We start from the raw sequence: 25,432 nt of genomic DNA on the forward strand, positions 1-25,432 counted from the left end.
CTTTTTCTTAATAATATGATACGATTAGACTAAGAAAAGGCAAAACTACTGTAAAGTAGTGACGCAAAGTTTCAGGTCTTATATTTTGAGATGGCTGGGCTCCCATATAAATGCGGTGTGTTCGTCTGTCTAGTTATCACTGACAGGCGTTTTTCTGTTTAGTTTTAAATGTAAGCGTATGATGCGCAGGCAAGACGGATCGGGAGGTGTAGAGTGATGAAATTAAAGACAAAAGATGGCATGCAAATCTTTGCTTTTATTATATTAGGTTTAGTGATTCAATCCTTGCCGATTCAACTTACCTTTGGTATGCGCTTACCGATTACGTTTGTTGCGCATTTCTTTATTTTGCGATACTTTCCGTATCGACGTGCGATCGTCATGAGTATCCTCCTCAGTGCCATTTATATTGGCATCGATCAAGATGTTTTCTTGCATGGTTTAAGTGTGTTACATATGATTATCATTGGGTTTTTATATAACCGTTTTAAGCGTGATTTATTCACGTGGACGATTTTTTACGCACTGATAGGTTATGTGGTTGGTGGTATTACCTTACGTTATACGATCGGTGACACTGATGTTGAGATGCTTGAACTGATTAATTTAATGACCTACTGGATTACACTGCTAATGAGTAGCTTAATTGTCGATTTAATCGCAGTTTACTCCCCTTACTTGCCTTACATTAGAAAATATACGCGCTGCTCAGGACCATTAAAGTACGGCCAATTGATTTTTAATGGTGTCATTGGTGTCGCGGTCTTGCCCCTTGTTATTTTAACTGCACTTACTAGCAACATTTTAGAAGACGAAATGATTGAAACATTTAATGAGCGCCATACAGCATTAGAGGTTTTAATCGAAGACCATTTGGTATCGCTTGATGATATGGAACGTGAACGGTTAGAGCTTGGTTCTGCGATTGATCGTGCCAGATTTACGGAAACCATTGATCAGTTCATCGGAGAACGAGAAGCTTTCGTTTATTTATATCTGGACGAAGGAGCAGAAGAGCCGTTTCTACAAACAACTGGAAGTATGCGTGCCCCCTTGTTTAATAAGGTCTTACAAGGCGGATATGTCAATAATTTGTCAGATAACAAGCTACTTTGGCTTTCGGGAAATAGTAATGATGTGAGGCATTGGTATCACGGCTATTATATTGCCAATCATCAGATAGATCAGTTTTATGTGCAACATGTTATTCGTTTGAGTGAACCAGTGATTAATAGTATTAGCACCTTGTACCGCTTTCAACAACTGATGATGATTGTGATGTTTTTATCCTTTTTAATCGCTTATCTTGTCGAACAACTCCTTACTCGACAAATTAACCAGCTCAACAGACAAGCCAAGCGAATTCCGGTGGCGATGATTGAAGGCACCTACGTCGAGGAACAACCAACACGCATCGTTGAATTTCAATCGTTATCCGAAGATTTAACGTTTGTAAGCAAACGTCTCAAACGGTTATTTATCGAATTGAACCACAAAAATAAACAACTCCATGATAAAACGAAAGCGTTAGAAAAGTCAGAGAATGAACTCTATTACGTCGCGCACCATGATCAGTTGACAGGGTTGCCGAATCGGCGCACCTTCTATCAAGAAGTTGAGAAGTATCTCGACCAAGCGGCTTATCCGTTCGTTATCTTGTTTATCGATTTAAATGATTTTAAACAAATCAATGATCAGTTCGGTCATAAAACAGGTGACGATTTGCTTGTTGTGATTGCGAAACGCTTCTTGACACTCCAAGGGCTGATGCCGATCCAATTTTTCCGTTTAGCAGGCGATGAATTTGTCGCTATATTCGAAGTAACAACGAAACATACCTACGAAGACATGCGAAAAGTGTTAGAGCAAACAATTAATAAACCGATTGACGTAAGTGACAAGCCCTTAACAATTACCGCAAGTATTGGGGCTGGCTTTGCACCCGAGGATGGTGACTCGCTTGATCAGTTATTACAAAAAGCAGATCACCGGATGTATCATGCGAAAAAGAAACATAGAGAGGCACGCGATGAATAAAAAAGTTGGCGAATGTAAGAGGAAGGGGGCGTGTTAATAATGAAGATGCGCATGCTTTATTTAACCTTGTTAATAATGCTGGGTTTGTTGTCAGGCTGCCATCACGACTTTGAAGCCTATGTCGCACCGGAAGAAAAACAAACAGAAGCGGTAACATTTAGCGAGGATGAGCTGGTGATTTGGACAACCGAAGATATCTTAACGGAAAATCTAGCGTTCTTTTTTAAACGGCATCCGACGATTCGCTTTAAAATTAAAGAAATCGATCGCATCGAAGTGATTGATCGCTATTACAATGCGCTTACCTTAGAAGAAGTCCCAGATCTGTTACTGCTGCCTGATGAATATGTTGGTCTCTTATCCGAGCTTGATCAATTTGAAGATTTAAGCCGTCCCCCTTACTTTGATGCCGCCTTTTATTCAAGTTATCCAGATGCGTTGTTCGACCGTTATACCAATATGAATGGAGAAATGTATGCATTTCCGGTTCACTTTTTCCCGTTTGTTACGTATTATCGCCACGATATTTTTGAAGCAATGGGCTTTCCATCACAGCCAGAAGCCATGTCTGACTATATCAGTGACGCTAAGCGGTATTTGGCAATGGTGACGCAGATGAACGAGGCTGGTTATGACGTTTATCAATCAAATCAAACGTTGATCCAAGATGGTTTAAGAGTCAGCTACCCATTTAATGCGAGCTATCAATACATTTATGACGACGCTCCCTTTCAACAGCTGTTGAATACGGTGGCTAGCTTAGAAGAACGCGAAATTAATCCGAACCATTCGATTTGGAATGCCTACGGTCAAGAAAAACTTAAACAGTCAGAACTCGTCATGTTTCAAATGCCTAGCTATGGTGTCAACCATTTAAAAACCTGGGTGCCAGAACAAACGGGGTTATGGCGGATGGCGAAAATGCCATTTGGTTTATCAGGGATTGACCGTGAACAATCAATGATGGCATTAATACCAAAGCGAGCAAATCATCAAACACTTAGTTTTGATCTAGTACGAGCATTAACACGTAGTTTAAACTATGAAATATTTTCAATTGGCAATGTCGATATGTTAGACCAAAGTCACTTAGATGATTTCTATTATGAGGTGCTCAGTGAATCAGCTCAAGGGAAACCATCGATGTTGGATTTATATGCACGTAGGCATTGGTTCAATACGATGTTTGATGTAAATAAAGGCTTAGCGATTACACCGCTCTTGTTTCAGAAAACACATGACCGTTTGTTAGAAGAAATAAGACTTGATCAACGGTTATTGATGAAAGAGAAAGCTAGACAAGCACAATTAAATAGGCCGCCCTTGGCAGAAGAGAGTGAGCCTGAAAATGACTTAGAATCGGTTGATGATGACTAAATTGAGAAGACCAACGATCGCTTGTTGTGATGACTAGCAATGGTTGGTCGCCTTTGTTTTTAAGAGGTAAAGCATATAGTAAAAAATAACAAATTGATTGTAATTTGTGAAATCTTTGCTATACTTTCATGTATGAGTTGAAATTTTCAGAAGAACGGATGAAGAACGATGACAAACAAGCGAAGTAAAACAAAGAAAAAAAGAAATTGGTGGGTATTAGCGCCACTTATTTTAATAGGTGTGTTGCTTTTAGCGGTAGGCATTTATGTCGCATATGTCTTTAATAGCGTGAAATCAAGCGTTGATCGGGATATGTATGAATCAGTTACTGCCATTGATTCAAGTTTGACAGAAAAGAAAGTAGAAGATAAAGCTGCGATTAATATTCTTCTGTTAGGCATTGATTCAGAGTCAAGTGTGACGGGGCGCTCAGATGCATTAATGGTTATGAATTTAAAACCAGATACAGACGAGATACAATTAATAAGCATCCCACGTGATACACGTACCTCAATTGAAGGTCACGGTGAAGATAAAATTAACCATGCCCATGCTTTTGGTGGTCCGGATTTATCAATCGAAACGGTTGAAGATTTCTTAGATATTGAAATTGATTATTTTGCACGCATTAACATGGAGGGCATGGCAGAGATGGTTGATTTAGTCGGTCCAATTACAGTCGATAATCATCTTGATTTTTCTCAAGGTGGTGATACCTTCAGTACAGGTCCCATTACGCTAAATGGTGATCAGACGATGAACTACGTGCGTATGCGTAAGCAAGACCCAAATGGTGATTTTGGTCGAACAGAACGTCAACGAAAAGTTATTGAGGGCATTGTTAGAGAAGGTGCAAACATTGAAAACGTGACGCGGATCGTTGGTTTCACTGAAATTTTAGGTGATAACATGAGTACAAACATGAGATTTAATGATATGACCAAACTGTTCCAGAACTACCGCAGTACATTGAACAATTTTAATAGTTATCAAATGCAAGGTTCTGGCACGATGATTGATGGCATCTACTACTACATTATTCCCGAAGAAGAAGTAACAAACGTCCATAATCTGATCGAGTCCTAAATAAGACCCATCCCTTTCAACATGCGAAAGGGATGGGTTTTTCTACTTGTAACACCGGTAGATTTAGTAAGGTATTGATGTCAAACTGGTCAGAAACAATTAATTTATTCCTCCTATTGAAGATCATTTTTGATGCCATTGCATTCTGGTTTAAGAGAGATTTACTGGACGCCGATTTTAGTCAATGTTTAGTCCATCACTAGTTAAGGCTACCTGTATCGTTAAAAACAATCAAAAAAGATGAAGATTTGGCCAAAGATTGCTACACTAGTTATAGTGCTAAAGAAGAATTCCCTATGCTTTCAATGGAAAGGAGTATACAGATGTGTCGATGTTAAAAGAAACCTTAATTGAAGTACTGTCCTCGTTTTTACCACTCTCTCTTATTATCATCTTGCTGCAATTTACCGTTGTATTTTTACCTACTCAACTGTTTGTTGATTTCTTACTTGGCGCACTGATGGCAAGTGTCGGTATTTATCTGTTTTTACTCGGTATTCAAGTCGGTTTGTCACCAGTCGGTGAAATGGTTGGCTCAGCTTTGTCTAAAACAGGGAAACTTTCACTGGTTTTATTTTTTGGTTTTTTACTTGGGTTTGTTGTGACAGTAGCGGAGCCGGGTGTACAAGTTTTAAGCAATCAAGTTGAGTTTGTCTCTGATGGGGTGGTCCCAGGCGTTGTTTTGCTTTTGTTTGTCGCACTTGGTGTGGGGATTTTTGTCGCGCTTAGTTTGCTGCGACTGGTCTTTAACCTGTCGCTTGTTAAACTCTTAGCTAGTGGCTACCTCGTTATTTTTGTTCTAGCTTTAGTCACGCCGAACACGTTTGTACCGATTGCCCTGGACGCTGGTGGTGCAACAACAGGGGCGATGGCTGTCCCGTTTATTTTATCACTAGGGGTTGGGGTCACTGCAGTGTTACGTGGGAAAGCAAACAGCGGTGAGAGCTTTGGCTTAATTGCCCTAAGTAGCATCGGGCCCGTGATTGCCGTGTTATTGTTAGGGGTGATTTACGGATGAGTCGCTTATTTGAAGGGTTTACAAGTGTACTAATAGAAGTTGCCTTTGCGCTTTTTCCGTTATTACTTTTCTTTCTGTTCTTTCAAGTCTTCTTTTTGAAATTACGTCGCCAAAAAGTGATGGATACACTAGTTGGTTTCGGCTTTACTTACGTTGGACTTGGTTTATTCCTCCAAGGTGTAACGATTGGCTTTATGCCGGTTGGTGAGGCGATGGGTCAAATCATGGGAGCCTTAAGTTACCGTTACATATTAGTTCCGATTGGTTTCTTACTTGGTTTTTTCGCAGCCTATGCAGAGCCGGCCATTCAAGTCTTGATTAAACAAGTGGATAAAATCACCGCAGGAGCCATTCCAAAACGGCTCTTGCTCGTTACAATATCGGTCGGTGTTGGTTTGTCAATTGTTATTTCAGTCTTGAAAATCTTCCTCGGCTTTTCCATTTGGTATGTTGTTTTACCTGGATATTTGTTAAGCTTTTATTTAGCTAAAGATACAAGTAAATTATTCACCGCGATTGCGTTTGATTCAGGTGGCATTGTGACGGGTCCGATGATTTCGACCTTTATGCTCAGTTTGTTTGTCGGATTAGCGGGTGTCACGCCTGGACGTGATCCATTAACAGATGGTTTTGGTATGATTGCGCTGGTCGCGCTCGCACCCATCCTATCTGTGCTTAGTTTAGGAAGACTCTATCAGGCAAAGGGAGGGCGCGTTTAATGCAGATGCCGTTTGACGACCATAAACTAATCGTCACCATTGTAAAAAAAGGCCACGCGAAAAAAGTGGTGCACTACATTCGCCTTAAAGGGGTGACAGGTAGTACAATTATTCCTGCAGAAGGTGTACGTAAACAAGATAAATTACGCATGTTTGGTTTACCGATTAAACGAGAACGGGAAGTGATTTTTACCGTTGTTGATGAAAAGATATTAAAGGAGACGTTACTCACCATTAAAGATACCGCAGTATTAGGGAAAGATACCCCGGGGATTGCAGTGGTCATTGATGTGAAGAAAGTATTGGGAGTTATGCGCTTAAATACAGGTGACATTGCGGATGTATCGAGAAAAGGAGCGAATCAATCCATGGAGGCGTTACGATTTGATTTAATTGTTTCAATTGTGAATAGTGGTGAAGCAGAAGCGGTGATTGAAGCAGCGAAAAAACAAGGGGCAGATGGTGGCACAATCATACGCGGACGTGGCACGGGTGTTCATGAACAACAAAAGCTGTTCAATATTTTAATTGAACCTGAGAAAGACATCGTCTTAACACTGATTGAAAAAGGAAAAACAGACGATGTGCTACACGGCATTAAAGAGGATTGTGGTCTTAATCAGCCAGGAAAAGGTATTGCATTTGTACTTGAAACAGAACAAAGTGTTGGACTAACGGCACTCATTCAGCCGGATCGGTAATCGGTTTTTAAAAGAAGAAGCAGGCTTCTACATGTTCGTTAAGGTAGGCTTGCTTCTTCTTGATTGATTATTGTTTTTTCTTTTTGGCTACAAACCTAATCAGTAGAAGAAAGACAATCGCACCAAGGAATAGGTACCACCATCTGCCAACGGTGACGGGTGCTGAGTCGTCAAGTGTGCTATTTTTATCTTTTTCAGTTTTAGTGCGGGTTCCATTATCAGTTGCCTGAAGGGAATGCTTCATCTTCAGTGGCTGTTGTTGACGAGGAACAATCGTGTCTTGTTCTTCAATGATAAAGTGAATGGCTTCATCTGCCTCAGCTTGAGGTGTATGCGTAAAATCAAGCAACCGCTCAGTGGCATGTAAGAAATAGCTTTCATCAAAAGCAGGTTGTAAGGTGAAGGCTTGGTCATTGGTAGCTGCGGGTGACTTTAAAAAACTCGCCCGTAAATTAAACGTTGCGTCATTGTCGGTGTTTCTTCTTAATCTAAGCGTGTTCTCTTCATCGAAGATTAAGTAAACACCGGGATGATTATCGATCTGATAAGAGACGTAATCATCGCCAGATGGCCGGAGTGCTTCTGTTTCATGGAAACGAAAATCATGATTTGTCGTATCCAGTGCCTCAAGCGTCAGTTGATGGGTGACTTGGCGTAAGCTTAAGGCATGCAGTGAAGACGTTATCGTAACACTCGCGTCAGTCACCCCACTCGCCGTCGGGGTGATTTTTGCGATTGCGCCATCCGCATAGAAGTGTAAAGGTTCAAAAGCAACTGAACGATTGTGTTCACCACCGCCAGGAAGTGAAGCCGTATGATAGATGATGTACCATTGATTTTCAAAGGAAATGACGGCGGGATGACTGGTCCCGCTGTTCGGCAGACGGTCCATGATTTTATCCTGGAACACCCAAGGACCGGTTACTGACTCACTTGTTGCATAGGCAAGTTCTTCAGGGTAGTTATATGCGAAGGTGAGGTAATACAAGTTGTTGCGTTTGAAGATAAATGGTCCTTCAGTAAAGGATCCGGGCATCGCTTTAATCTCAACGCGTTCAATGTCACCATCACGTTCGATCATGTTATCTTTTAATTTCACCATATAAAGGTGGGTGTTACCAAAGTAGAGGTAGGCATCGCCATCGTCATCAATAAAAACAGTCGGATCAATCATATCCCAGGGGTCATTGCCCATTGATGCTGGTGCTTCGGTCATGGTTGCATCAATTAACGGTTGACCAAGAGCATCGGTAAAACCGCGTGTCGGGTGATCACTTGTTGCTACACCAATGGCAAAACCTTTTGTGCGTGCATCTTTATTTTTAACGGTTGTATACCAATAGAAGGTCCCGTCACGTTCGATCGCTTGCGAAGCCCAAGCGGTATCGTCACGCGCCCAAGAAAAAGCAGTGCGTGGTAAATCACCTTCGTGTGTCCAGGTCGCTAGATCATCAGAAGCGAAAATTGACCATTCTTTCAAAACGAAAAATGAATCTGCAGGTGTTGCTTCATCATGACCTGTATAGAGGTAGATTTTTCCATCATGAACCAGTGCCGCTGGGTCAGCGGTATAGCGGTCTTTGATGACCGGATTATCTGCCGAAACGGTTCCGGAAAAACTGATGCTAAAAAGCAATACAACAATAAATAATCGCCACCGTGCGCGTTGTGCGAGGCGTTCCTTTCGCGGCACTGACGTCATAACCATCATCCTTTCAATTGTGTCAACGTTTCATTTATTATAATATTCTTATTCGGATAACTCAATGGTTTTTGTGGTTTTTAAATAAACTTATACGTATGAATAAGCCGGAGAGCATTTGCGTCAATATCTAACGCTGTTTTGTGATATACTGAGTGAAGCGTAAGGTAATGTATAGCGTCGATAACAAATATAATTAGAGGAGTTTTTCATACATGATAGACACATTCAAACCGTTTATTCAAGCACAATGGGAAAAAGAAGGTTTCGAAAAATTAATGCCGATTCAAACAGAAGTGTTCCCGTTGTTGCGTGCAGGTAAAGACGTGCTCGCAACGTCACCAACAGGAAGCGGGAAAACATTAGCTTATTTGTTGCCTGTCCTTGACCAGCTAGAAACCGATACGGTTGACTTACAGGTGGTCATGTTGGCATCAAGTCATGAATTGGCGATGCAAATATTTGAAACGGTTCAGACCTATAAGCAAGGATCAGATATTCGGGTGCAAGCGTTGATCGGTGGCGCCAACATTAAGCGCCAAATTGAGAAGCTCAAGAAAAAACCGCATATTGTCGTCGGTACACCAGGACGAATGATGCAATTGATTGATCAGAAGAAATTAAAAATGCATAAAGTGAAAACGATTATTCTAGATGAAGCAGATCAGCTCTTTGTCCCTGAGCACGATATGGAAATTGCGCGTATCATTGAAAGTACGCCGAAAGAGACACAAGTGGCTTGTTTTTCAGCAACGTTAACTGAACATGCGAAGCAGGAAGCACGTGACTTTATTCCAGAAGCGGTTGAGGTGACCATTAATCGTAAAGATGCTGAAACACCAGTAGTTCGCCATAGTTACATGTTGACTGAACGACGTGAAAAAAATGATACATTGCGTAAGTTGGCTCATGCTGAAAAAGTACCGATGCTTGCATTTATGCAAGACATTACCGACCTCACAAACTTCTATGAAAAGCTAGACTATCGTGGACTGAACGTATTGATGTTGCATAGTGATGTCGATAAAACGAAGCGTCAAAAAGCGATTCAAGCCTTTAGAAGAGGTGAACTTGATCTCTTACTGGCAACGGATGTTGCAAGTCGTGGTCTTGATGTTGAAGGTTTAAAGGTTGTCGTCGAGCTTGATGTGCCACGCACGGTCGATCAATACATCCACCGTGCAGGTCGAACAGGACGGTTAGGGTCTGTGGGTGGCGATGTCATTTCAATTGTCACTGCACGAGAACTGGAAGATTTAAAGCGATTAACAAAAGCGATGGACGTTCCTCTCTATGAAGAGGAATTAATCCGTGGTAAACGCGTGTTGAAAAAATAAGCGGTTCCGTTGGGTAACGAAAACGTTTAATTGTAACTTCAAATAAAAGCCAGCTCAAACACGAAGAAAGACACACAAATTGAACTTGGAGGGATAACATTGAAACTATTAACGACGGGTGCAACAGGAAAGCTCGGATCAAAAGTTGTTGAAGCCTTATTGGAATTAATACCTGCGCGTGATCTCGTTGTCAGTGTACGAAACCCAGAAAAGGCAGATGATTTACGTGAAAAAGGGGTGGAGGTTCGCCGCGGTGATTTTGACTATCCGGAGACATTAGCAGAAGCCTTTACCGGAATTGATCGCTTGTTAATTATTTCAACAGATGGCGATAATGAAACGAGAATTCAACAACATAAAAATGCCGTTGAAGCCGCCAAAAACCAAGGGGTGAAGTTTATCGCATATACAAGTATTGCAAATGCTAGCGAAAGCTCGAACCTAATGGCCCCTCCACACAAGGCCACTGAGGCAGCCATTATCGCTACAGGTATTCCGTATGCGTTCTTACGAAATAATTGGTACTTAGAAAACGAAATCAGCAGCATTCAAGGGGTCATGGCGGGCGCTGACTGGGTCACATCTGCGGGTGACGGAAAAGTAGGCTGGGCATTGCAAAAAGATTATGCCGAAGCTGCTGCAAGGGTACTTACAGGAGAAGGCCATGCGTTTCGTGTGTATGAGCTTTCCGGTCCGCTGCTAACGCAAGAAGCATTTGCTACTCATCTAGGTCATGTCTTAAACAAAGACGTGACGGTAAATCAGGTTAGCGATGAAACATATGCTGAAATAATGAGAAATGTCGGCGTTCCTGAAGCAGCGCTTCCAATTGTTGTCGGTATTCAACAAAGCATCCGTGCAGGCACACTTGCCGTTGAAAGCAATGATTTTGAAAAGGTACTCGGTCGACCTGTTACACCGACTGAGGAAGCAATCCGTCACGTCGTCGCTCAACTTTCATAAAGGCAGGTTAAGGTTAACCGCCCGTAACTGGTTTAGATGAAAAGCCCGTAATGATTTTTAAAAAATCATTACGGGCTTTTTGATTTATCTTTTTTACATCCAGCTGTTTAACGAGAAAGTCATTGATTGACTTGGACAACGGTTAAACCATCGTCATCGCTAGCTGGCCTTAGGTTAGCTTTCACGGTAATTAATTGACTGAAATAGGTAACAAGTACAGCAAGACGACGAAAAAATGTAGAATCGTTGCCGCAAGAACAAAGATATGCCAAACCATGTGATGGAATTTAAACCAACGAAAGACGTAAAAGACTGCACCAAGGGTATAAAGCAACCCACCGATGGCCAACATCATAATGCCAGGGGTTGGAATGACTGCAGTTAAGTCTGACCACGTAAAGACGATCATCCAACCCATGAAAATATATATGAGGGTGGATACGACGACAAAGCGTTTAACGAAAAATATTTTAAAGATCGAACCGAACAGGGCAATCGTCCAAATGGTAATGAATAATTGAATGCCGAATGTGCCACGAACAGCTATTAATAAAAAGGGTGTGTACGTTCCAGCAATAAAGAAGTAAATCGATGAATGATCAAGGATTTCAAAGACGTTTTTACCTCGGCCGAGGGGCAAACTGTGTAACAATGTTGATGAGGTATATAAAAAAACCATGGTCACCCCAAAAATGGTAAAACTAACGACATGGATCCACGAGCCATAAATACTACTAAACGCAATCAATAACACAAGCGCAGCAATACTGAATAAGAGCCCAACACCATGGGTGATCGCATTTGCCAACTCTTCCCCAAAACTAAATCGATTAACTTTATTCATAATTTAACTCCTTTGGTTTAATACGTGCTCTCTCTCTAGTATGCGTCATTTTTCACAAGGTTGCAACGTGAGAATAGTAGCAAAATTTGCGCATGTAAAGAGAATGTAAAATTGCAGATAATCGATTGATTATATAAGCGTTTGATTATATACTGTAAAAAGGTGAGGAGGAATGCGACATGTTACCGATTGAGGAGTCAGCACTTATATTGAAATTATTAGGGGATAAGACACGTTTACGGATGATGAAATTATTAGACGAGGACGCGTGTTGTGTCTGTGAATTTGTTGAACTATTCCAAATGTCACAGCCAGCCATCAGTCAACATTTACGTAAACTTAAAGCCGTCGGCATCGTGAAAGAAGTGAAGCGTCGCCAATGGGTCTTTTATAGTTTGAATGAAACGCATCAGTATTATCCGCTAGTTAAAGCTATTTTAGTACGCCTTGAATCGCAACAAGATAAGCTTGTATCCTTAACCGAATCAGGCAAACGAATTGATTGTCAAATAGAAAAATAAGGGGGCGTTTGTTGTGAGTAAACAACAATCTGGCATTAGTTTTTTTGAACGTTATTTAACAGTTTGGGTCTTATTATGTATGGTGATTGGCGTCGGTTTAGCTTACCTAATCCCAGTTTTACCGGAAATGTTAGGCAGATTAGAATATGCAGAAATATCGATTCCGATTGCCATTTTAATTTGGGTAATGATTTACCCAATGATGATGAAAGTGAATTTTAAAAGTGTCAAACGAATCAGTGAAGATCGTAAAGGTCTTTATGTCACCTGGGTTGTGAATTGGTTGATTAAGCCATTTACCATGTACGGGATTAGTTATTTATTCTTCTATTTTATTTTTAGTGCATTTATTCCTGAAGATTTAGCGCGTGAATATGTGGCAGGGGCTGTTATTTTAGGAGCGGCACCGTGTACAGCGATGGTGTTTGTGTGGAGTCACCTTACCAAAGGTGATCCTGCTTATACCGTGGTTCAAGTTGCAACTAACGATTTACTCGTCCTCTTTTTATACACGCCGATTGTCGCATTTTTACTTGGGGTGTCAGGTATCGAAGTGCCTTTTGATACGTTAATCTTATCCATTGTATTGTTTGTCGTGATTCCACTTGTGTTCGGATTACTAACCCGAACCGTGCTGGTCAACAAAAAAGGGGTAGACTATTTTGAACAACAATTCTTACCTAAGTTTTCAAACACGACAACGATTGGTTTATTGTTAACGCTCGTGTTAATCTTCATGTTTCAAGGTGAGACGATTATGAATAACTTAAGTCATATTCTGCTTATTGCCGTACCACTGACGATTCAAACGTTCTTTATCTTCTTTATCGCTTACTTTGCTGCAAAGAAATTAAAGCTCGCGCATGACATTGCCGCACCAGCAGGCATGATTGGTGCCTCAAACTTTTTCGAACTTTCTGTTGCTGTCGCAATTAGTTTGTTTGGTGTCTCATCGCCAGTGGCTTTAGCGGTTACGGTCGGTATTATTGTAGAAGTACCAGTCATGTTAATGCTTGTTAACATTGCAAACCGGACGCGTCATTGGTTTAAAGAAGCGTAAACAAGCAAGCGCAACAAGATACGGCTATAGAAGTGGTTACAGTGAGAACAACGTAGCCGCTTCCAATAGAGGCATAATAAACAATAAAAAAGACGACTCATTTATTCAGAATATGAATGTGAGCCGTCTTTTTGTTTCGTTAAAAGGGAAACCTTATACAGATGTCAGCTTGGAAAAGCGGGAACCTATAAGTGGTGGATCGTGGATGAGTAGAATGACTTAGTTGCTGTAAAGGTCTGTTAAGTCAAGGGCATGGGTCACTTGGTTACGTCCGTTTCGTTTCGATGCATAAAGGGCATAATCAGCCCGTACCAGAATCGAGTCAACCGTATCGTGTCCTGATTGTGTCGCGATGCCAATACTAATCGTAATTGGGATCTCAATCCATTCCTCTTGCTTCACCTTCTCGCGAAATAAATCACAGAGCAGTATGGCTTCTTCTTTTGTCACCCCCGGTAACAAAACGACAAACTCTTCACCACCGTAACGTGCGGACATATAAGGTTCGGGAAAGAATTCAGTCATGGCTTCTGCTAGCGAGACTAACGCATGGTCACCAACTTGGTGACCATAGTCATCATTAACGTTTTTAAAGTGATCAATATCAATGATGGCTAATGAAAAGTCATTGTGATTGGTTTCGTATAGTTCTTGATAGTGATCCAAATAATCAACAAAGACACGCCGGTTATAAAGGTGTGTCAAGGGATCGCGTTCTGCCAGTGCTTTAAGCTGCGCGTTTAAATCGATAAGTTCTTCTTGTTTCTTCATCAGGGCTTGGTGTAAACGGTCTTTTTCGCTAAGTGCTGTTTCTAATTTTTTATTGATGCCTTGAATTTCTTTGACATACAAAGTCCGTTTTTCCACCGGTACAATATAGAAATCAATAAAAATCTTATCGTCATGGACGAATTTTTTTGCGTTTATAATGCAATCAAGCGTTTGTTTGGTTATTGTCTCAAGCGACATGTACATTTCATTGACATGGCCAGTCGTTAACAGCTTCGGGTATAAAATCGAATGATAGAAAAACCGATTGCCTAAGTTTAATAATTCTTCAAAGTGTTGATGAATCAGCTCTTCTTTATCGTAGCCTAACCACTGTGTTAAGCTACGATTAATGTCAATGATGTTTCCTGTTTGATTAAGACTAATTAGACCAAATTCGGCTTCATTAAGACGTGGTTCGTCAGAAAATCGTATCATAAGAACGTCCTTAATGCCTCAATGGTTTCTTCGGGTTGGCTAACATGCGGGTAATGGCCTTTCGCAGTTAAAATATGCAACTGACTATTGTCTAGTTGGTTATCCATATAGTGGGCAACGTCTAAAGGAACAAATGAGTCATCGGAACACTGAATGATAACCGTTGGCACGCGAATGGTTGAGAGAATCGCGCGGTAATCACTTAACATGGTCACTTTAAAGAAATTATAGGTCACTTCAGGGTCACTAATTTGAAAATTCTTTTCAATAAAAGCGGTGTTGTCTGCCCCTTCAGATTTAGGTAAGGCTACAGGCGCGAGGTAACTCGCCCAACCGACAAAGTTTTCTTCCATCATATTTAATACGTGTTCGATAGCCTCTTCGGTAAAGCCGCCATGGTAATCCCCTTTATTTAAATAACAAGGAGAGGCCCCGATCAAAATGATTTTTTTAAACAGATCCTCACGTTTTGCGCTCGTTAATAAAGCAATTAAGCCACCAACTGAGTGGGCAATTACAGTAATATTTTTTAAGTTAAGCCGATCGCACACATCAATCACATCGTCTGCATATCCTTCGAGTGAGTCATACCGTTCTGCATCATAGGCTGACCGGTCGGATGCTCCGGAGCCAACAAAGTCGAATTGTATGATGCGGTAATCGCGCTCAAACGCAGGAGTTATCCAGCCCCAGGTGTTTTGGTTCGAGGCAAACCCGTGCAGAAATAATAGCGGTTCTGTTCCGTTTCCGAAATCGTTTAAATGGTAGCGTGTTGCTAAATAATGATCCATAATCATAGACTCCCTTCGTTATCTGCTATCCTTTTGTCTTCATTATTCCCTTCCTTCACTATACCCGATTTCGGTTAACTTTAACAAATCAATCAGACGGAGGAAAAAAGTAACGGGTAACTTTCTTCCACACAGGCGAGTGTTTCTGTGAGATAGGTTTATAAAGGTTTATCTTTTTGCCTGGATCGATGTCTATCTGGTGCATTTCGACGTCGGTGTGGATGTGGGTATGGATGATTATTTTCACGGGTCGTTTGTAAAGGGCATGCTAAACCCTGTCAATGCGAAGCGATGTGCTTAAAAAAGTTGTATGCTAAGATAAATCCCGGTACAATGAATGTAAAAGCGTGCCCTAAAGGAGAGATTACCGATGGAAACCATTGCTGATTTTTTAGCGACGATTGAGGATGAAGCGAAACGTGAACGCCTTGTCTATTTGTTTGACCATATTAAAACAACTTTTCCAACACTTGAATCAACGATTAAATGGAACCAACCGATGTTTATCGACCATGGTACGTTTATCATTGCCTTTAGTGTGAGTAAACAACATATGGCGATTGCCCCGGAAGCAGTAACGATTAACGCTTTTTCTAATCAAATTCAGGAAGCGGGCTATCAAGCAGCGAAAGAAATTGTTAGGGTGAAATGGAAAGAGCCTTTAGATCTTCAACTCATTGATGCGATGATTCGTTACAACATCGCTGAAAAGAAAGACACTACGTCCTTTTGGCGGAAGTAAGAGCAGCGAAACAAGCTGATTCAGACGATCGCTAAGCTTAACTTTCGACTGAATTAGTCAAACGTATGCAAATTTTTTGAAAATAAGCCTTGCAAAAAAAGTTAAAACAATTTACAATGAATGACAAGTCCTAAGGGACGACTTAAAATTATATACGTAAGATCTTATCAAGAGAGACGGAGGGATATGGCCCTGTGAAGTCTCAGCAACCCCCACATGCGATTGGGACGGTGCTAAATCCATTAGGTGAATCACCTAGAAGATAAGAGGGATAGTGACCTATTTAGGCCTTCTTCTTATCGAAGAAGGCTTTTTTGATGCCTCTTTTCAAAATGTCAAACGTCGTTAGGAGGTGTAAGATTATCTATCAATTAGAAACGCAATTTACGCAAATCGGAAATCGGAGTGAGACAGAAACAGGCGCAGTAAGTACGCCGATTCATTTATCAACCGCCTATCGACATGAAACGCTCGGTGTATCGACGGGTTATGATTACACCCGCACCAAAAACCCTACCCGTTCACTCGTGGAAGCAGCGATCGCGGATTTGGAAGGTGGGGTAAGAGGATTTGCGACGGCATCTGGCATGAGCGCAATTCAGCTTGTGCTGTCGTTACTTCGTTCTGGGGATCACTTGATCTGTAGTCGTGATGTTTATGGGGGAACCTATCGTTTATTTGCCGATTACACTGAGCGTTATGGGATTGAAGTCAGCTATCTGGATTTAACCGATCCTTCGCGTCTAAAACAAGCCATTCAACCAAACACGGCGGCAATCTTTGTAGAAACACCAACTAATCCCTTACTTGAAGTGACCCCGATTGCAGTGATTAGTGAACTAGCGAAGACGCATGATGTACAATTAATCGTTGATAATACGTTCATGACACCGTTCTTGCAACAACCGTTAGTGCTCGGGGCAGACGTTGTGGTCCATAGTGCATCAAAATTTTTGGCAGGTCATAATGATTGCTTGGCAGGTCTAGTTGTCGCAAAGGATGAGCCAACCGCAGATTTACTGACTGCAGCTTTAAACAACGGTGGTAGCGTCTTATCGGCATTTGATTCGTGGCTGCTTATTCGCGGCATGAAGACGTTACCGCTAAGAATGAAGGCTCAGGTAGAGAATGCCCAAGCATTAGTTACATGCTTAAAACGCCACCCATCTATAACGACCGTTCGCTACCCGAATCAAGGAGCGATGATTAGCTTTAGCGTACGTGATGAGGTGTTAGTTGCCCCGTTTTTACAACAGTTACGCTTAATTAGTTTTGCTGAAAGTTTAGGGGGTGTCGAAAGCTTTATTACGTATCCAACCACACAAACACATGCAGATATACCAGAACAGATGCGCAGCGAACGCGGCATTACCCGCAAGTTACTACGGTTTTCAGTAGGGATTGAAGCAAGTGTAGACTTAATTGCTGACATCACGCAAGCACTCGAACGTGCAGAACAGATTGTGTCACCGAACAACACATAATGGCAAGGGTAAATGGAATGACGTATAAAACAAAATGACAATAAAGGATGGATGAAACAATGACGAAACAAGCACCTTATCGTGCAGAACATGTCGGGAGTCTACTCAGACCGGAACGCTTAAAGAAGGCGAGAAAGGAATGGAAAGCAGGAACATTAACGGCATCCGCATTTAAACAAATTGAAACAGAAGAACTAACCCGCATTGTTGAAAAACAAATAGAAATTGGTCTTGATGTTGTGACAGATGGTGAATTCCGTCGCGATTGGTGGCACATTGACTTTTTAGAACACTTAAATGGGTTTGAAGGGTATGTGCCAGAACATGGGTATTTCTTTAAAGATGTTGAAACCGAGCCTTATGACGTGAGAAACACGGGGAAAATTAGTTTTAATCGTGAGCATCCTTTTTTAGAAGATTTTAAAGCACTTCATGCGATTGTGGATGGTCGCGCCGTTGTAAAACAAACCATTCCCAGTCCGAATCAACTGTTTCATGCAGCGATTATTAATGAGCAATTTTATCCCGATTATGAAAGTTATGCGGTGGATATTATTGCGGCCTATAAAGATGCCGTACAAGCGTTTTATGACGTCGGTGTGCGTTATTTACAAATTGATGATGTCTATCTTGCAGTGCTCACCTCACCAGACATCAGCTTTGATCAAGGGCCATACAAACGGGAGGATTTAATTAACTTAGCATTACGTGTGGTCAATGAAGTCATTGAAGATAAGCCGGAAGACTTAACGATTACAACCCACATTTGTCGAGGGAATTACCAATCAACGTATGCCTTCGGTGGGAGTTATGGTTTGATTGCTCCGACGATTTTTGCACAGGAACACGTCGACGGGTTCTTCTTAGAATACGACGATGAACGTTCAGGGGACTTTGAACCGTTAGCGCACATTCCAGAAAATGGGCCACGGATTGTGCTAGGACTTGTCACCTCGAAGTTTCCTGAACTTGAAGATAAGGAAGAGATTAAGGCACGCATTAAAGAGGCGAGTGCCTACGTCCCACTTGAACAGCTATGCCTTAGTCCGCAGTGCGGGTTTGCCTCGACGCATCACGGCAACTTGCTTACTGAAGATGATCAGTGGAATAAATTAAAACATGTGGTCGAGATTGCTCAAGAGGTGTGGGGTGATGCTTAAGAAAAACGCAAAAGAAAACAGCCGTCATAATATGATGGCTGTTTTCTTTTGCACACCATGCCTGTTCTTTAAACAGCTTAAAACAATCAGAGGGCAGATGAATTTTCTGAAAACGGGTAGGCAATCCGGCAAAGATTTAGTATAATTGAACTGTTGTGGGTATAAATGTTTAGTTGACTGTTCAGTAGAAACAGAAAAAAATTTGCGTTAAGGGGATTGTTAAAGCATGTATACAATTACTAATTTTGAAAAAGAAATGTTCAAAATGTATCAACTGAAAAGTCCAAACGGAGAAAGTTGGATTACGGTTTGTCCTGAGCGTGGTGGGATTATTATTGAGTATGGTACAAAAGGAAAAGAAAAATTGTACCTTAATGAAGCATCATTGTTTGACCGAAAACGTAATATTCGTGGCGGGATTCCTGTTCTTTTTCCAATTGCTGGTCAGCTCGAGGAGCAAGCCTATCATTGGGAGGGGAAGACGTATGCGATGCCTAATCATGGACTGGCAAGAATACACCCCTGGGAAGTCATTGAAACGTTTAGTGATGAAACCCATGCTTTTATTTCTATTCGCTTTGAAAGTAGCTTGAGTACAAAAGCGGTTTACCCCTTTGATTTTGAAGTGATTTTTACATATACATTAAAAGATAACCAGCTTTATATTCATCAAACGTACCGCAACCATTCGGAGACGATCATGCCGATTTACCCAGGTCTTCATCCATACTTTAAAGCGGACTCCAAAATTGTAACGGTCGATCACGTAAAAGACACATACCATGACTACAATACCAATGAAACGAAACCCTATCCAGGAAAGATTGATCTGACACATTTAAAAGAAGCAGTTGCCCTGGAAAACAACCATAAGCACGTCAATGCAACCGTGGGTGATTTTGACATCCAGATGACACTAGGTAATGCGTTTCGTTACACGGTACTCTGGACAGAAGAAAATCAATCGTTCGTCTGTGTTGAACCATGGACACGTAAAACAGGCGAACTTAATCGCAAAGAAGCGTTAATTGAAGTTGAACCGAAACAAGCATTTGAAACATGGGTAAGTTTCCAAGTTGTCTAAATTAATCATAAGCTCAATATGTTATCAAACATATTGGGCTTTTTTCAATGGATGTGAGAGAATAAAGGAAAGGATAGTGATAGGACTGTCTGATTAGATGACAACACAACGTTAAGCGAGTGTTTGAATGACAAGTTAAATAAACTAAAGGGGAATAACTATGCAAATATTTAATGAGTTAGATGAAGCGTTACAACGAGGACTTAGTGATTTAAAGATTGAAGCGGCTACTGAAATTCAAGCCCAAATGATCCCGAAAGCAATCGCTGGAGCGAACGTGTTAAGCCAAGCTGAAACAGGAAGTGGCAAGACATTAAGTTACCTTCTACCGATTTTAAACCAAATTGATTTTCAAGAAAATAATCCCAGCGCTGTGGTAATTGTGCCAACCCGAGAGCTCGCGGATCAAGTAACAGGTGTCGCACGTGAGGTTGCCCGGTATAAAAAGTTAAAAATTGTTCGTCTCATTGGCAAACAGTCGTTTGATCAACAAACATTGTTGTTAAATCAAAAGAGTCACGTGATTGTCGGAACCCCAGGCCGTATTTTAGATCACATTGAACGAGGCACGTTTGATGCAGAGAACATCCGCTCGTTGGTGCTTGATGAAGTCGATGAATTACTTAATCGGGGATTTATTCAGCAAGTGAGAGACATCATTGATTTCTTCCCGGAGAAACGGCAAACATTAATGACCTCGGCAACCACTTCAGCTGAAGTAGAATCGTTTATTGATAAGATTGTGCCTGACTATGTTCGCGTGATTGTGGCACCAAAGATTGATCGTAACGAAAAGTTCAATCAATTGATGGTCGATGCGAACGGGAAAGATAAAGATGAGTTACTGCTTAACATATTAGTTGAGAAAAACCCATTACAAGCAATTTTGTTTTGTCGGGAGAAAAAAGAAGTCGACCGAATTACAGAGCTATTGAGAAGCAGGGATATTAGTGCAACCAGTGTGCAAGGCGATCATGACCAGGCCGAACGATTCCGGGCAATGGAAGCCTTTAAACGTGGAGATAAACGTTTCTTAGTCGCAACGAACTTAGCGGCGCGTGGCATTGATGTCTCACAATTACCGTTGATTATTAATGTTGATTTCCCAGAAACTAAAGATGTTTACTTGCACCGGATGGGACGGACGGGACGGATGGATAACCGTGGTGAAGTCATTTCCTTTGTGGAAGACCGCGACCAAGAAACACTTCAAGCCGTACGTAATGAAGGAATAATTCTATCCGACATGACCGATGCCATTCGCCCGTACCGGAAAGAGGCTTGGAATATTTTCGGAAATACGTCGAGTAAACGTAAAGAAAAAGTGGATACGAATGTCATGACGCTTTATTTTAATGGTGGTAAAGATAAAAAACTACGTGCTTTTGATTTTTTAGGGGCCTTAACATCAATTAAAGATGTCACCGCTGATGACATTGGTGTTATCACGGTTGATAAACGTTATACGTTGGTTGAAATTCTAAATAACAAAGGTGAGCATGTCTTAAAGCAAATGAAAAACATTCCTGTGAAGAAGAAACGCTTAAAAGTACATCAAGACCGCGGTGTTTAATCGCGGTCAAACCAATACAATCTCTATGTTTCCTACTTGACAACATATACCCCTGGTGGTATAGTTATATCTGTGAAATCAATCACTTAGCTGACACGTATGTGTCGTATGAATTAGACGATTTAAATTATAGGAGGAATTATCCATGGGAAAAAGAGTTTTAATTGTTGGTGGTGTCGCAGGTGGGGCATCTGTCGCTGCACGTGTCCGTCGTTTAGATGAAAATGCGGAGATTGTTATGTTTGAACGTGGACCACATGTGTCATTTTCAAACTGTGCGTTACCGTACTATTTAAGTGGCGAAATTGAAGAGAGTGAAACGTTGGTATTGATGAACCCAGACGTTTTCCGAAACCAGTATAACATTGAAGCGCGGACGCGTTCAGAAGTTATTGCTGTTCATGCTGAGCAAAAGACGATTACCGTTAAAAACTTAGACACAGGTGATACGTATGAAGAGGCTTATGATAAATTAGTCTTATCACCGGGTGCGAGCCCAATCGTTCCACCGTTAGAGGGTGTGACAAGTGAGCATGTCTTTACCGTTCGTAATGTTGTTGACATTGAACGATTGCAAGGTTTTGTTTCAAAGCAAGCGATTGAAGATGTCGTGGTTATTGGTGGTGGATTTATCGGCATTGAAGTTGCTGAGAACCTGGTTCACGCTGGGAAAAAGGTCACACTCGTTGAAGCACAAAACCAAGTGATGGCACCATTTGATTACGACATGGTTCAAATCTTGCATAAAGAGATGATTGATAACGGGATGGATCTGATCCTAGGTGATGGTATCCAATCGGTTAAAGCAGATCATATTGTGCTTGCTTCGGGGAAAACGGTTAAAGCACAAGCGGTTATTATGGCAATTGGTGTGCGCCCCGAAACGAGCTTAGCCAAAGAGGCGGGGCTTGAAATCGGAAAAACAGGTGGCATTAAAGTTGATCATAGTTACCGGACGTCAGCACCAGATATTTATGCGGTCGGGGATGCGATTGAAGTGCATCACAAGATTACCGGTCAAAAAACCCGGTTAGCGCTAGCCGGTCCCGCCCAACGTCAAGCACGTGCTGCCGCTGATGATATGTACGGGATCCCACATCGTAACAATGGGGTGATTGGTTCGAGTGCGATTCAAGTCTTCAATATGAATGCGGCATCAACTGGACTTAATGAACGGACGTGTGAACAAGTCGGTTACGATTATGATGTTGCCTTTGTAATTCCATCGGATAAAGTAGGGATCATGCCGAACAGCAATCCAATGTACTTTAAATTAATTTTTGAAAAACCAACCGGTCGGGTGCTCGGTGCCCAAGCGATAGGACGAGGTAACGTTGATAAGCGGATCGATGTCATAGCTTCAATGATTATGATGCATGCAACGCTCGAAGATTTAAAAGAACTTGAGCTTTGTTACTCACCTGTCTTTGGGACAGCAAAGGATGTTGTCAATTTTGCAGCCCTTGCAGGTTTGAATATTTTAAATGGTGTGATTAAACAAGTGCGTTTTAATGATGTTCGTGAGCTTGTTGAACAAGGGGCAACAATCATTGATGGGCGTGAACCTGGTGAATTCAAACATGGCCATATTAAGACCGCGATAAATATTCCATTAAGTGAATTCCGTCAACGCTTAGATGAGATTCCAACAGACAAACCCATTTACGTTCACTGTCGCTCCGGCCAACGTTCTTACAATATGGTGAAAGCATTAACGAACTTAGGTTACGATAATGTTTACAACATTGCAGGCTCCTATTTAGGCACCTGTTTGTATGAGTACTTTAATGACCAACAACAAGGACGGGAACCGATTGTTACAAATTATAATTTCCGTTAAAGGTGATAAATAAGAAAGAGAAAAAGACTTACAGCAACGATCTGCTGTAAGCCTTTTTTCTGTATTTTTTGTAAGCATGACCAAGCTTTGTCACGAAAGTTTTTCTCAGCGAGTTTTAACGCTCTTAATTAAAGTCACGCGGGATTGTCTCTTTCCATGATTTTGATGTCACATGACGATCGTTCTCATAAGCATCTATTTTATTCTCTAAATAGAAATGGTTTAAATCACTCGTCATTTTACTGTAGGTCATCAATTTTGTCTGCCAATCCCCACGACCAACCGTAAGTTCCCAAGCGCATTCGGCAGTTGCAGATAACGGATCGTTTTCTACAATGGTATAGGTGTTTTTATTAATGCTGCCGTGTTCGACACCGTTTGTTAAGAGACGACGTGATCCCTCATCGGAGTAATCAGTCACGGTCCAGGTTTGACTAATCGGTTCGTGCGTGATGGTATAGTCACGTTCCTCTTTTCGTAAGACTTCACGTTCCATAATGGGTGCTGTCTCAGCAACGGCAAATTGCCTTACATCAGCATCACGAGCAGTGGCTTGTTTTTTCGGCATTGAAAGGTAAGTGTTTTCACCCGTCTGAACCGTCAACGTCACTGGCTTCGGAGCTGGCCATGCTTTGGTCCAGTAGGTTGGTGATAAGGCAACTTCAATTTGGTGCCCTTTAGGGATTTGTTGGCCTAAGCTATCACATTTGACTGCGATTTGATAATATTCGCCAATCGCAAGTGCTTCGGGAAACTCATGGGATTGGTAATGATTTAGATTAAGCATTCCCCAGCTAATCAAGGTGGATTCACCCGTTGGCGCTTTGTCCATAATTCTAACAGCAAGCATGGCGTTTTCTTGATCTGCTTTCAACGTTGCATGAAAAACAGGTTCACCAAGAAAATCGGTGGTTTCATCTAATGGTGCTGAGGTAAAGACAACACTCTTTCCGTTTTCTAGTCGTTGATCAGCGGGTAAGTCTCCGGGCTGACCAAAGGGACAAAATGTCCCTGCATAGAAACCATGCGCTTGCACACTAGCAACAAGGAACTCATGCTTTGCTGGGGCGTGCGTCGTTAAATCTTGATTGCTTGGATAGAAATTAAGCTGATGAACGGATTGATCGGGCCATTGGTCTAAGCCGATCCAACGTCCAGGCCGCTCATCATAAGTGACCTGTGGTTTCTCTGATTCTTGAATCCAAGCTTGGAATTTAGGTTCTTGATACATCCCTGTATCTTTACCTTTGAGCCAGTGATCAAAGAAGCGTATCGCTTCTTGTAAGAAGCCAATTGTTGGTTCGGGTGTTGCGACTTCTGGATACTCGTGTGCCCATGGTCCGATTAAGCCTTTTGCATTCGGTAAATGCTCAAGCATCCGGAAGATGGTGTCTGTGTAGGCATCTTGCCAGCCACCGACAGCAAAGACCGGGATATCAACGTTCGCATAATTCTCATTGATTGAGCCGTGCTTCCAGTATGCATCACGACGTTGATGGCTCAGCCATGCATTGACAAATGGCGGGGTCTCCTCAACACGCTTCAGCCAGTTTGCGCGCCAAGTATCGCCAACAACAGCAGGGTCCTGTGGCCGGGCGTTGTAAGCGAACATGGTTGAAGACCACCATAACATGTCACTTGCTAAAATGTTGCCCCCACGGTAATGGACATCATCGCTATAACGATCATCCGTGGAACATAACGTAATGACCGCCTGTAGGGCGGGATGTTGTCGCTCAGCAACTTGAAGGCTATTAAAGCCACCCCAAGATTTTCCGAACATCCCGACTTTACCGGTTGACCAAGGCTGGGCAATAATCCAATCAATCACAGCTAGGGCATCGTCTTGTTCTTGTTTTAAATATTCATCGAGTAAGATGCCATCAGAATCCCCACTGCCACGGATGTCGACACGAATGCTGGCATAACCATGTCCGGCAAAGTACGGATGACGCGCGGAATCACGAATCGCTGTGAAATCATTTTTTCGGTAAGGAAGATATTCTAATAAAGCAGGAACGGGATCTGTTTCGGCATCCTTAGGTAGCCAAATATGCGCTTTTAAGGTCGCACCATCGGGCATAGGGATACTGACATGTTCCATTTTCTTGACCTCGCGTTCAAAGTCGGTTTTTACGTTTCTGTTCGGTGAATCTTGAATGTTAAATACCATATAAAAGCTCCTTC

Annotated in this window: 21 protein-coding genes and 2 riboswitches; of the genes, 16 read left to right on the forward strand and 5 right to left on the reverse strand. The window is 41.7% G+C overall.

Annotation, left to right across the window (positions count from 1 at the left end):
* Positions 1–28: 28 nt before the first annotated feature.
* Positions 29–107, forward strand: a riboswitch (cyclic di-GMP riboswitch).
* A gap of 109 nt (positions 108–216) precedes the next feature.
* The 6 genes from DES38_RS00125 to DES38_RS00150 all read left to right on the forward strand — a co-directional run bounded on the left by DES38_RS00125 (position 217) and on the right by DES38_RS00150 (position 6,938).
* Positions 217–2,037, forward strand: coding sequence for a GGDEF domain-containing protein (locus DES38_RS00125; protein ID WP_110250048.1), 1,821 nt, complete (start codon positions 217–219; stop codon positions 2,035–2,037).
* 39 nt (positions 2,038–2,076) lie between these two features.
* Entirely contained in the window at positions 2,077–3,414 is a 1,338-nt protein-coding gene (locus DES38_RS00130) for an ABC transporter substrate-binding protein (protein ID WP_110250049.1), read from the forward strand.
* Between the two features lie 168 nt (positions 3,415–3,582).
* Entirely contained in the window at positions 3,583–4,500 is a 918-nt protein-coding gene (locus DES38_RS00135; protein WP_110250050.1) for an LCP family glycopolymer transferase, read from the forward strand.
* Between the two features lie 331 nt (positions 4,501–4,831).
* Complete coding sequence (locus tag DES38_RS00140) at positions 4,832–5,518, forward strand: DUF1538 domain-containing protein (RefSeq protein WP_342767330.1); 687 nt, start codon at positions 4,832–4,834, stop codon at positions 5,516–5,518.
* The gene (locus DES38_RS00145; protein ID WP_110250052.1) at positions 5,515–6,237 is read left to right on the forward strand and encodes a DUF1538 domain-containing protein; all 723 of its coding nucleotides are present in this window, start codon (positions 5,515–5,517) and stop codon (positions 6,235–6,237) included. The genes DES38_RS00140 and DES38_RS00145 overlap by 4 nt, the downstream gene beginning before the upstream one ends.
* Positions 6,237–6,938 (forward strand): P-II family nitrogen regulator, encoded by a 702-nt coding sequence (locus tag DES38_RS00150; protein ID WP_110250053.1) that lies wholly within the window; start codon positions 6,237–6,239, stop codon positions 6,936–6,938. Before DES38_RS00145 ends, DES38_RS00150 begins: the two co-directional genes overlap by 1 nt.
* Before the next feature lie 67 nt (positions 6,939–7,005).
* Here the strand turns inward: DES38_RS00150 and DES38_RS00155 are convergent, their stop codons facing one another.
* Complete coding sequence (locus tag DES38_RS00155; RefSeq protein ID WP_170114259.1) at positions 7,006–8,640, reverse strand: glycoside hydrolase family 43 protein; 1,635 nt, start codon at positions 8,638–8,640, stop codon at positions 7,006–7,008.
* A 215-nt stretch (positions 8,641–8,855) separates the two neighbouring features.
* Between DES38_RS00155 and DES38_RS00160 the strand changes: the two genes are divergently transcribed.
* Both DES38_RS00160 and DES38_RS00165 read left to right on the forward strand, forming a co-directional pair.
* Positions 8,856–9,977, forward strand: a complete 1,122-nt coding sequence (locus DES38_RS00160; protein WP_110250055.1) for a DEAD/DEAH box helicase — start codon at positions 8,856–8,858, stop codon at positions 9,975–9,977.
* A 99-nt stretch (positions 9,978–10,076) separates the two neighbouring features.
* The gene (locus DES38_RS00165) at positions 10,077–10,940 is read left to right on the forward strand and encodes an SDR family oxidoreductase (RefSeq protein WP_110250056.1); all 864 of its coding nucleotides are present in this window, start codon (positions 10,077–10,079) and stop codon (positions 10,938–10,940) included.
* A 190-nt stretch (positions 10,941–11,130) separates the two neighbouring features.
* Here DES38_RS00165 and trhA read toward each other — a convergent pair whose 3' ends face one another.
* Positions 11,131–11,784 carry a PAQR family membrane homeostasis protein TrhA gene (gene trhA, locus DES38_RS00170; protein ID WP_110250057.1) on the reverse strand — a complete coding sequence of 218 codons (654 nt, stop codon included), beginning with the start codon at positions 11,782–11,784 and terminating at the stop codon, positions 11,131–11,133.
* A gap of 179 nt (positions 11,785–11,963) precedes the next feature.
* Between trhA and DES38_RS00175 the strand changes: the two genes are divergently transcribed.
* Entirely contained in the window at positions 11,964–12,305 is a 342-nt protein-coding gene (locus DES38_RS00175; RefSeq protein ID WP_110250058.1) for an ArsR/SmtB family transcription factor, read from the forward strand.
* Between the two features lie 13 nt (positions 12,306–12,318).
* Entirely contained in the window at positions 12,319–13,365 is a 1,047-nt protein-coding gene (arsB, locus tag DES38_RS00180) for an ACR3 family arsenite efflux transporter (RefSeq protein ID WP_110250059.1), read from the forward strand.
* A gap of 219 nt (positions 13,366–13,584) precedes the next feature.
* On the opposite strand, the gene DES38_RS00185 is transcribed toward arsB, so the two are convergent.
* Together DES38_RS00185 and DES38_RS00190 are read right to left on the reverse strand one after the other, a co-directional pair.
* Positions 13,585–14,571 (reverse strand): diguanylate cyclase, encoded by a 987-nt coding sequence (locus DES38_RS00185; RefSeq protein WP_110250060.1) that lies wholly within the window; start codon positions 14,569–14,571, stop codon positions 13,585–13,587.
* Entirely contained in the window at positions 14,568–15,362 is a 795-nt protein-coding gene (locus tag DES38_RS00190; RefSeq protein ID WP_170114261.1) for an alpha/beta fold hydrolase, read from the reverse strand. The genes DES38_RS00185 and DES38_RS00190 overlap by 4 nt, the downstream gene beginning before the upstream one ends.
* Before the next feature lie 370 nt (positions 15,363–15,732).
* On the opposite strand from DES38_RS00190, the gene DES38_RS00195 reads away from it, so the two are divergent.
* The 6 genes from DES38_RS00195 to DES38_RS00220 all read left to right on the forward strand — a co-directional run bounded on the left by DES38_RS00195 (position 15,733) and on the right by DES38_RS00220 (position 23,245).
* Complete coding sequence (locus DES38_RS00195; RefSeq protein ID WP_110250062.1) at positions 15,733–16,104, forward strand: iron chaperone; 372 nt, start codon at positions 15,733–15,735, stop codon at positions 16,102–16,104.
* A 161-nt stretch (positions 16,105–16,265) separates the two neighbouring features.
* A riboswitch (SAM riboswitch) is annotated at positions 16,266–16,373 on the forward strand.
* A 48-nt stretch (positions 16,374–16,421) separates the two neighbouring features.
* Positions 16,422–17,588 (forward strand): PLP-dependent transferase, encoded by a 1,167-nt coding sequence (locus DES38_RS00200; RefSeq protein WP_281267677.1) that lies wholly within the window; start codon positions 16,422–16,424, stop codon positions 17,586–17,588.
* 47 nt (positions 17,589–17,635) lie between these two features.
* On the forward strand, positions 17,636–18,748 hold the full coding sequence (locus DES38_RS00205) for a 5-methyltetrahydropteroyltriglutamate--homocysteine S-methyltransferase (RefSeq protein WP_110250063.1): 1,113 nt from the start codon (positions 17,636–17,638) through the stop codon (positions 18,746–18,748).
* 226 nt (positions 18,749–18,974) lie between these two features.
* Positions 18,975–19,832, forward strand: coding sequence for an aldose epimerase family protein (locus DES38_RS00210; RefSeq protein ID WP_110250064.1), 858 nt, complete (start codon positions 18,975–18,977; stop codon positions 19,830–19,832).
* A gap of 160 nt (positions 19,833–19,992) precedes the next feature.
* Positions 19,993–21,405: a DEAD/DEAH box helicase gene (locus DES38_RS00215; protein ID WP_110250065.1), complete on the forward strand. Its 1,413-nt coding sequence runs from the start codon at positions 19,993–19,995 to the stop codon at positions 21,403–21,405.
* 145 nt (positions 21,406–21,550) lie between these two features.
* Positions 21,551–23,245, forward strand: coding sequence for an FAD-dependent oxidoreductase (locus DES38_RS00220; RefSeq protein ID WP_110250066.1), 1,695 nt, complete (start codon positions 21,551–21,553; stop codon positions 23,243–23,245).
* 124 nt (positions 23,246–23,369) lie between these two features.
* Here the strand turns inward: DES38_RS00220 and DES38_RS00225 are convergent, their stop codons facing one another.
* Positions 23,370–25,418, reverse strand: a complete 2,049-nt coding sequence (locus DES38_RS00225) for a CocE/NonD family hydrolase (RefSeq protein WP_110250067.1) — start codon at positions 25,416–25,418, stop codon at positions 23,370–23,372.
* Positions 25,419–25,432 lie beyond the last annotated feature (14 nt).

Source organism: Streptohalobacillus salinus (assembly GCF_003201605.1).
Taxonomy (GTDB): domain Bacteria; phylum Bacillota; class Bacilli; order Bacillales; family Amphibacillaceae; genus Streptohalobacillus; species Streptohalobacillus salinus.

Coding starts and splice junctions, on each gene's coding strand:
- DES38_RS00125 (WP_110250048.1), top strand. CDS start 217: ATGAAATTAAAGACAAAAGATGGCATGCAAATCTTTGCTTTTATTATA.
- DES38_RS00130 (WP_110250049.1), top strand. CDS start 2,077: ATGAAGATGCGCATGCTTTATTTAACCTTGTTAATAATGCTGGGTTTG.
- DES38_RS00135 (WP_110250050.1), top strand. CDS start 3,583: ATGACAAACAAGCGAAGTAAAACAAAGAAAAAAAGAAATTGGTGGGTA.
- DES38_RS00140 (WP_342767330.1), top strand. CDS start 4,832: ATGTTAAAAGAAACCTTAATTGAAGTACTGTCCTCGTTTTTACCACTC.
- DES38_RS00145 (WP_110250052.1), top strand. CDS start 5,515: ATGAGTCGCTTATTTGAAGGGTTTACAAGTGTACTAATAGAAGTTGCC.
- DES38_RS00150 (WP_110250053.1), top strand. CDS start 6,237: ATGCAGATGCCGTTTGACGACCATAAACTAATCGTCACCATTGTAAAA.
- DES38_RS00155 (WP_170114259.1), bottom strand. CDS start 8,640: ATGACGTCAGTGCCGCGAAAGGAACGCCTCGCACAACGCGCACGGTGG.
- DES38_RS00160 (WP_110250055.1), top strand. CDS start 8,856: ATGATAGACACATTCAAACCGTTTATTCAAGCACAATGGGAAAAAGAA.
- trhA (WP_110250057.1), bottom strand. CDS start 11,784: ATGAATAAAGTTAATCGATTTAGTTTTGGGGAAGAGTTGGCAAATGCG.
- DES38_RS00175 (WP_110250058.1), top strand. CDS start 11,964: ATGTTACCGATTGAGGAGTCAGCACTTATATTGAAATTATTAGGGGAT.
- DES38_RS00185 (WP_110250060.1), bottom strand. CDS start 14,571: ATGATACGATTTTCTGACGAACCACGTCTTAATGAAGCCGAATTTGGT.
- DES38_RS00190 (WP_170114261.1), bottom strand. CDS start 15,362: ATGGATCATTATTTAGCAACACGCTACCATTTAAACGATTTCGGAAAC.
- DES38_RS00195 (WP_110250062.1), top strand. CDS start 15,733: ATGGAAACCATTGCTGATTTTTTAGCGACGATTGAGGATGAAGCGAAA.
- DES38_RS00200 (WP_281267677.1), top strand. CDS start 16,422: ATGCCTCTTTTCAAAATGTCAAACGTCGTTAGGAGGTGTAAGATTATC.
- DES38_RS00205 (WP_110250063.1), top strand. CDS start 17,636: ATGGATGAAACAATGACGAAACAAGCACCTTATCGTGCAGAACATGTC.
- DES38_RS00210 (WP_110250064.1), top strand. CDS start 18,975: ATGTATACAATTACTAATTTTGAAAAAGAAATGTTCAAAATGTATCAA.
- DES38_RS00215 (WP_110250065.1), top strand. CDS start 19,993: ATGCAAATATTTAATGAGTTAGATGAAGCGTTACAACGAGGACTTAGT.
- DES38_RS00220 (WP_110250066.1), top strand. CDS start 21,551: ATGGGAAAAAGAGTTTTAATTGTTGGTGGTGTCGCAGGTGGGGCATCT.
- DES38_RS00225 (WP_110250067.1), bottom strand. CDS start 25,418: ATGGTATTTAACATTCAAGATTCACCGAACAGAAACGTAAAAACCGAC.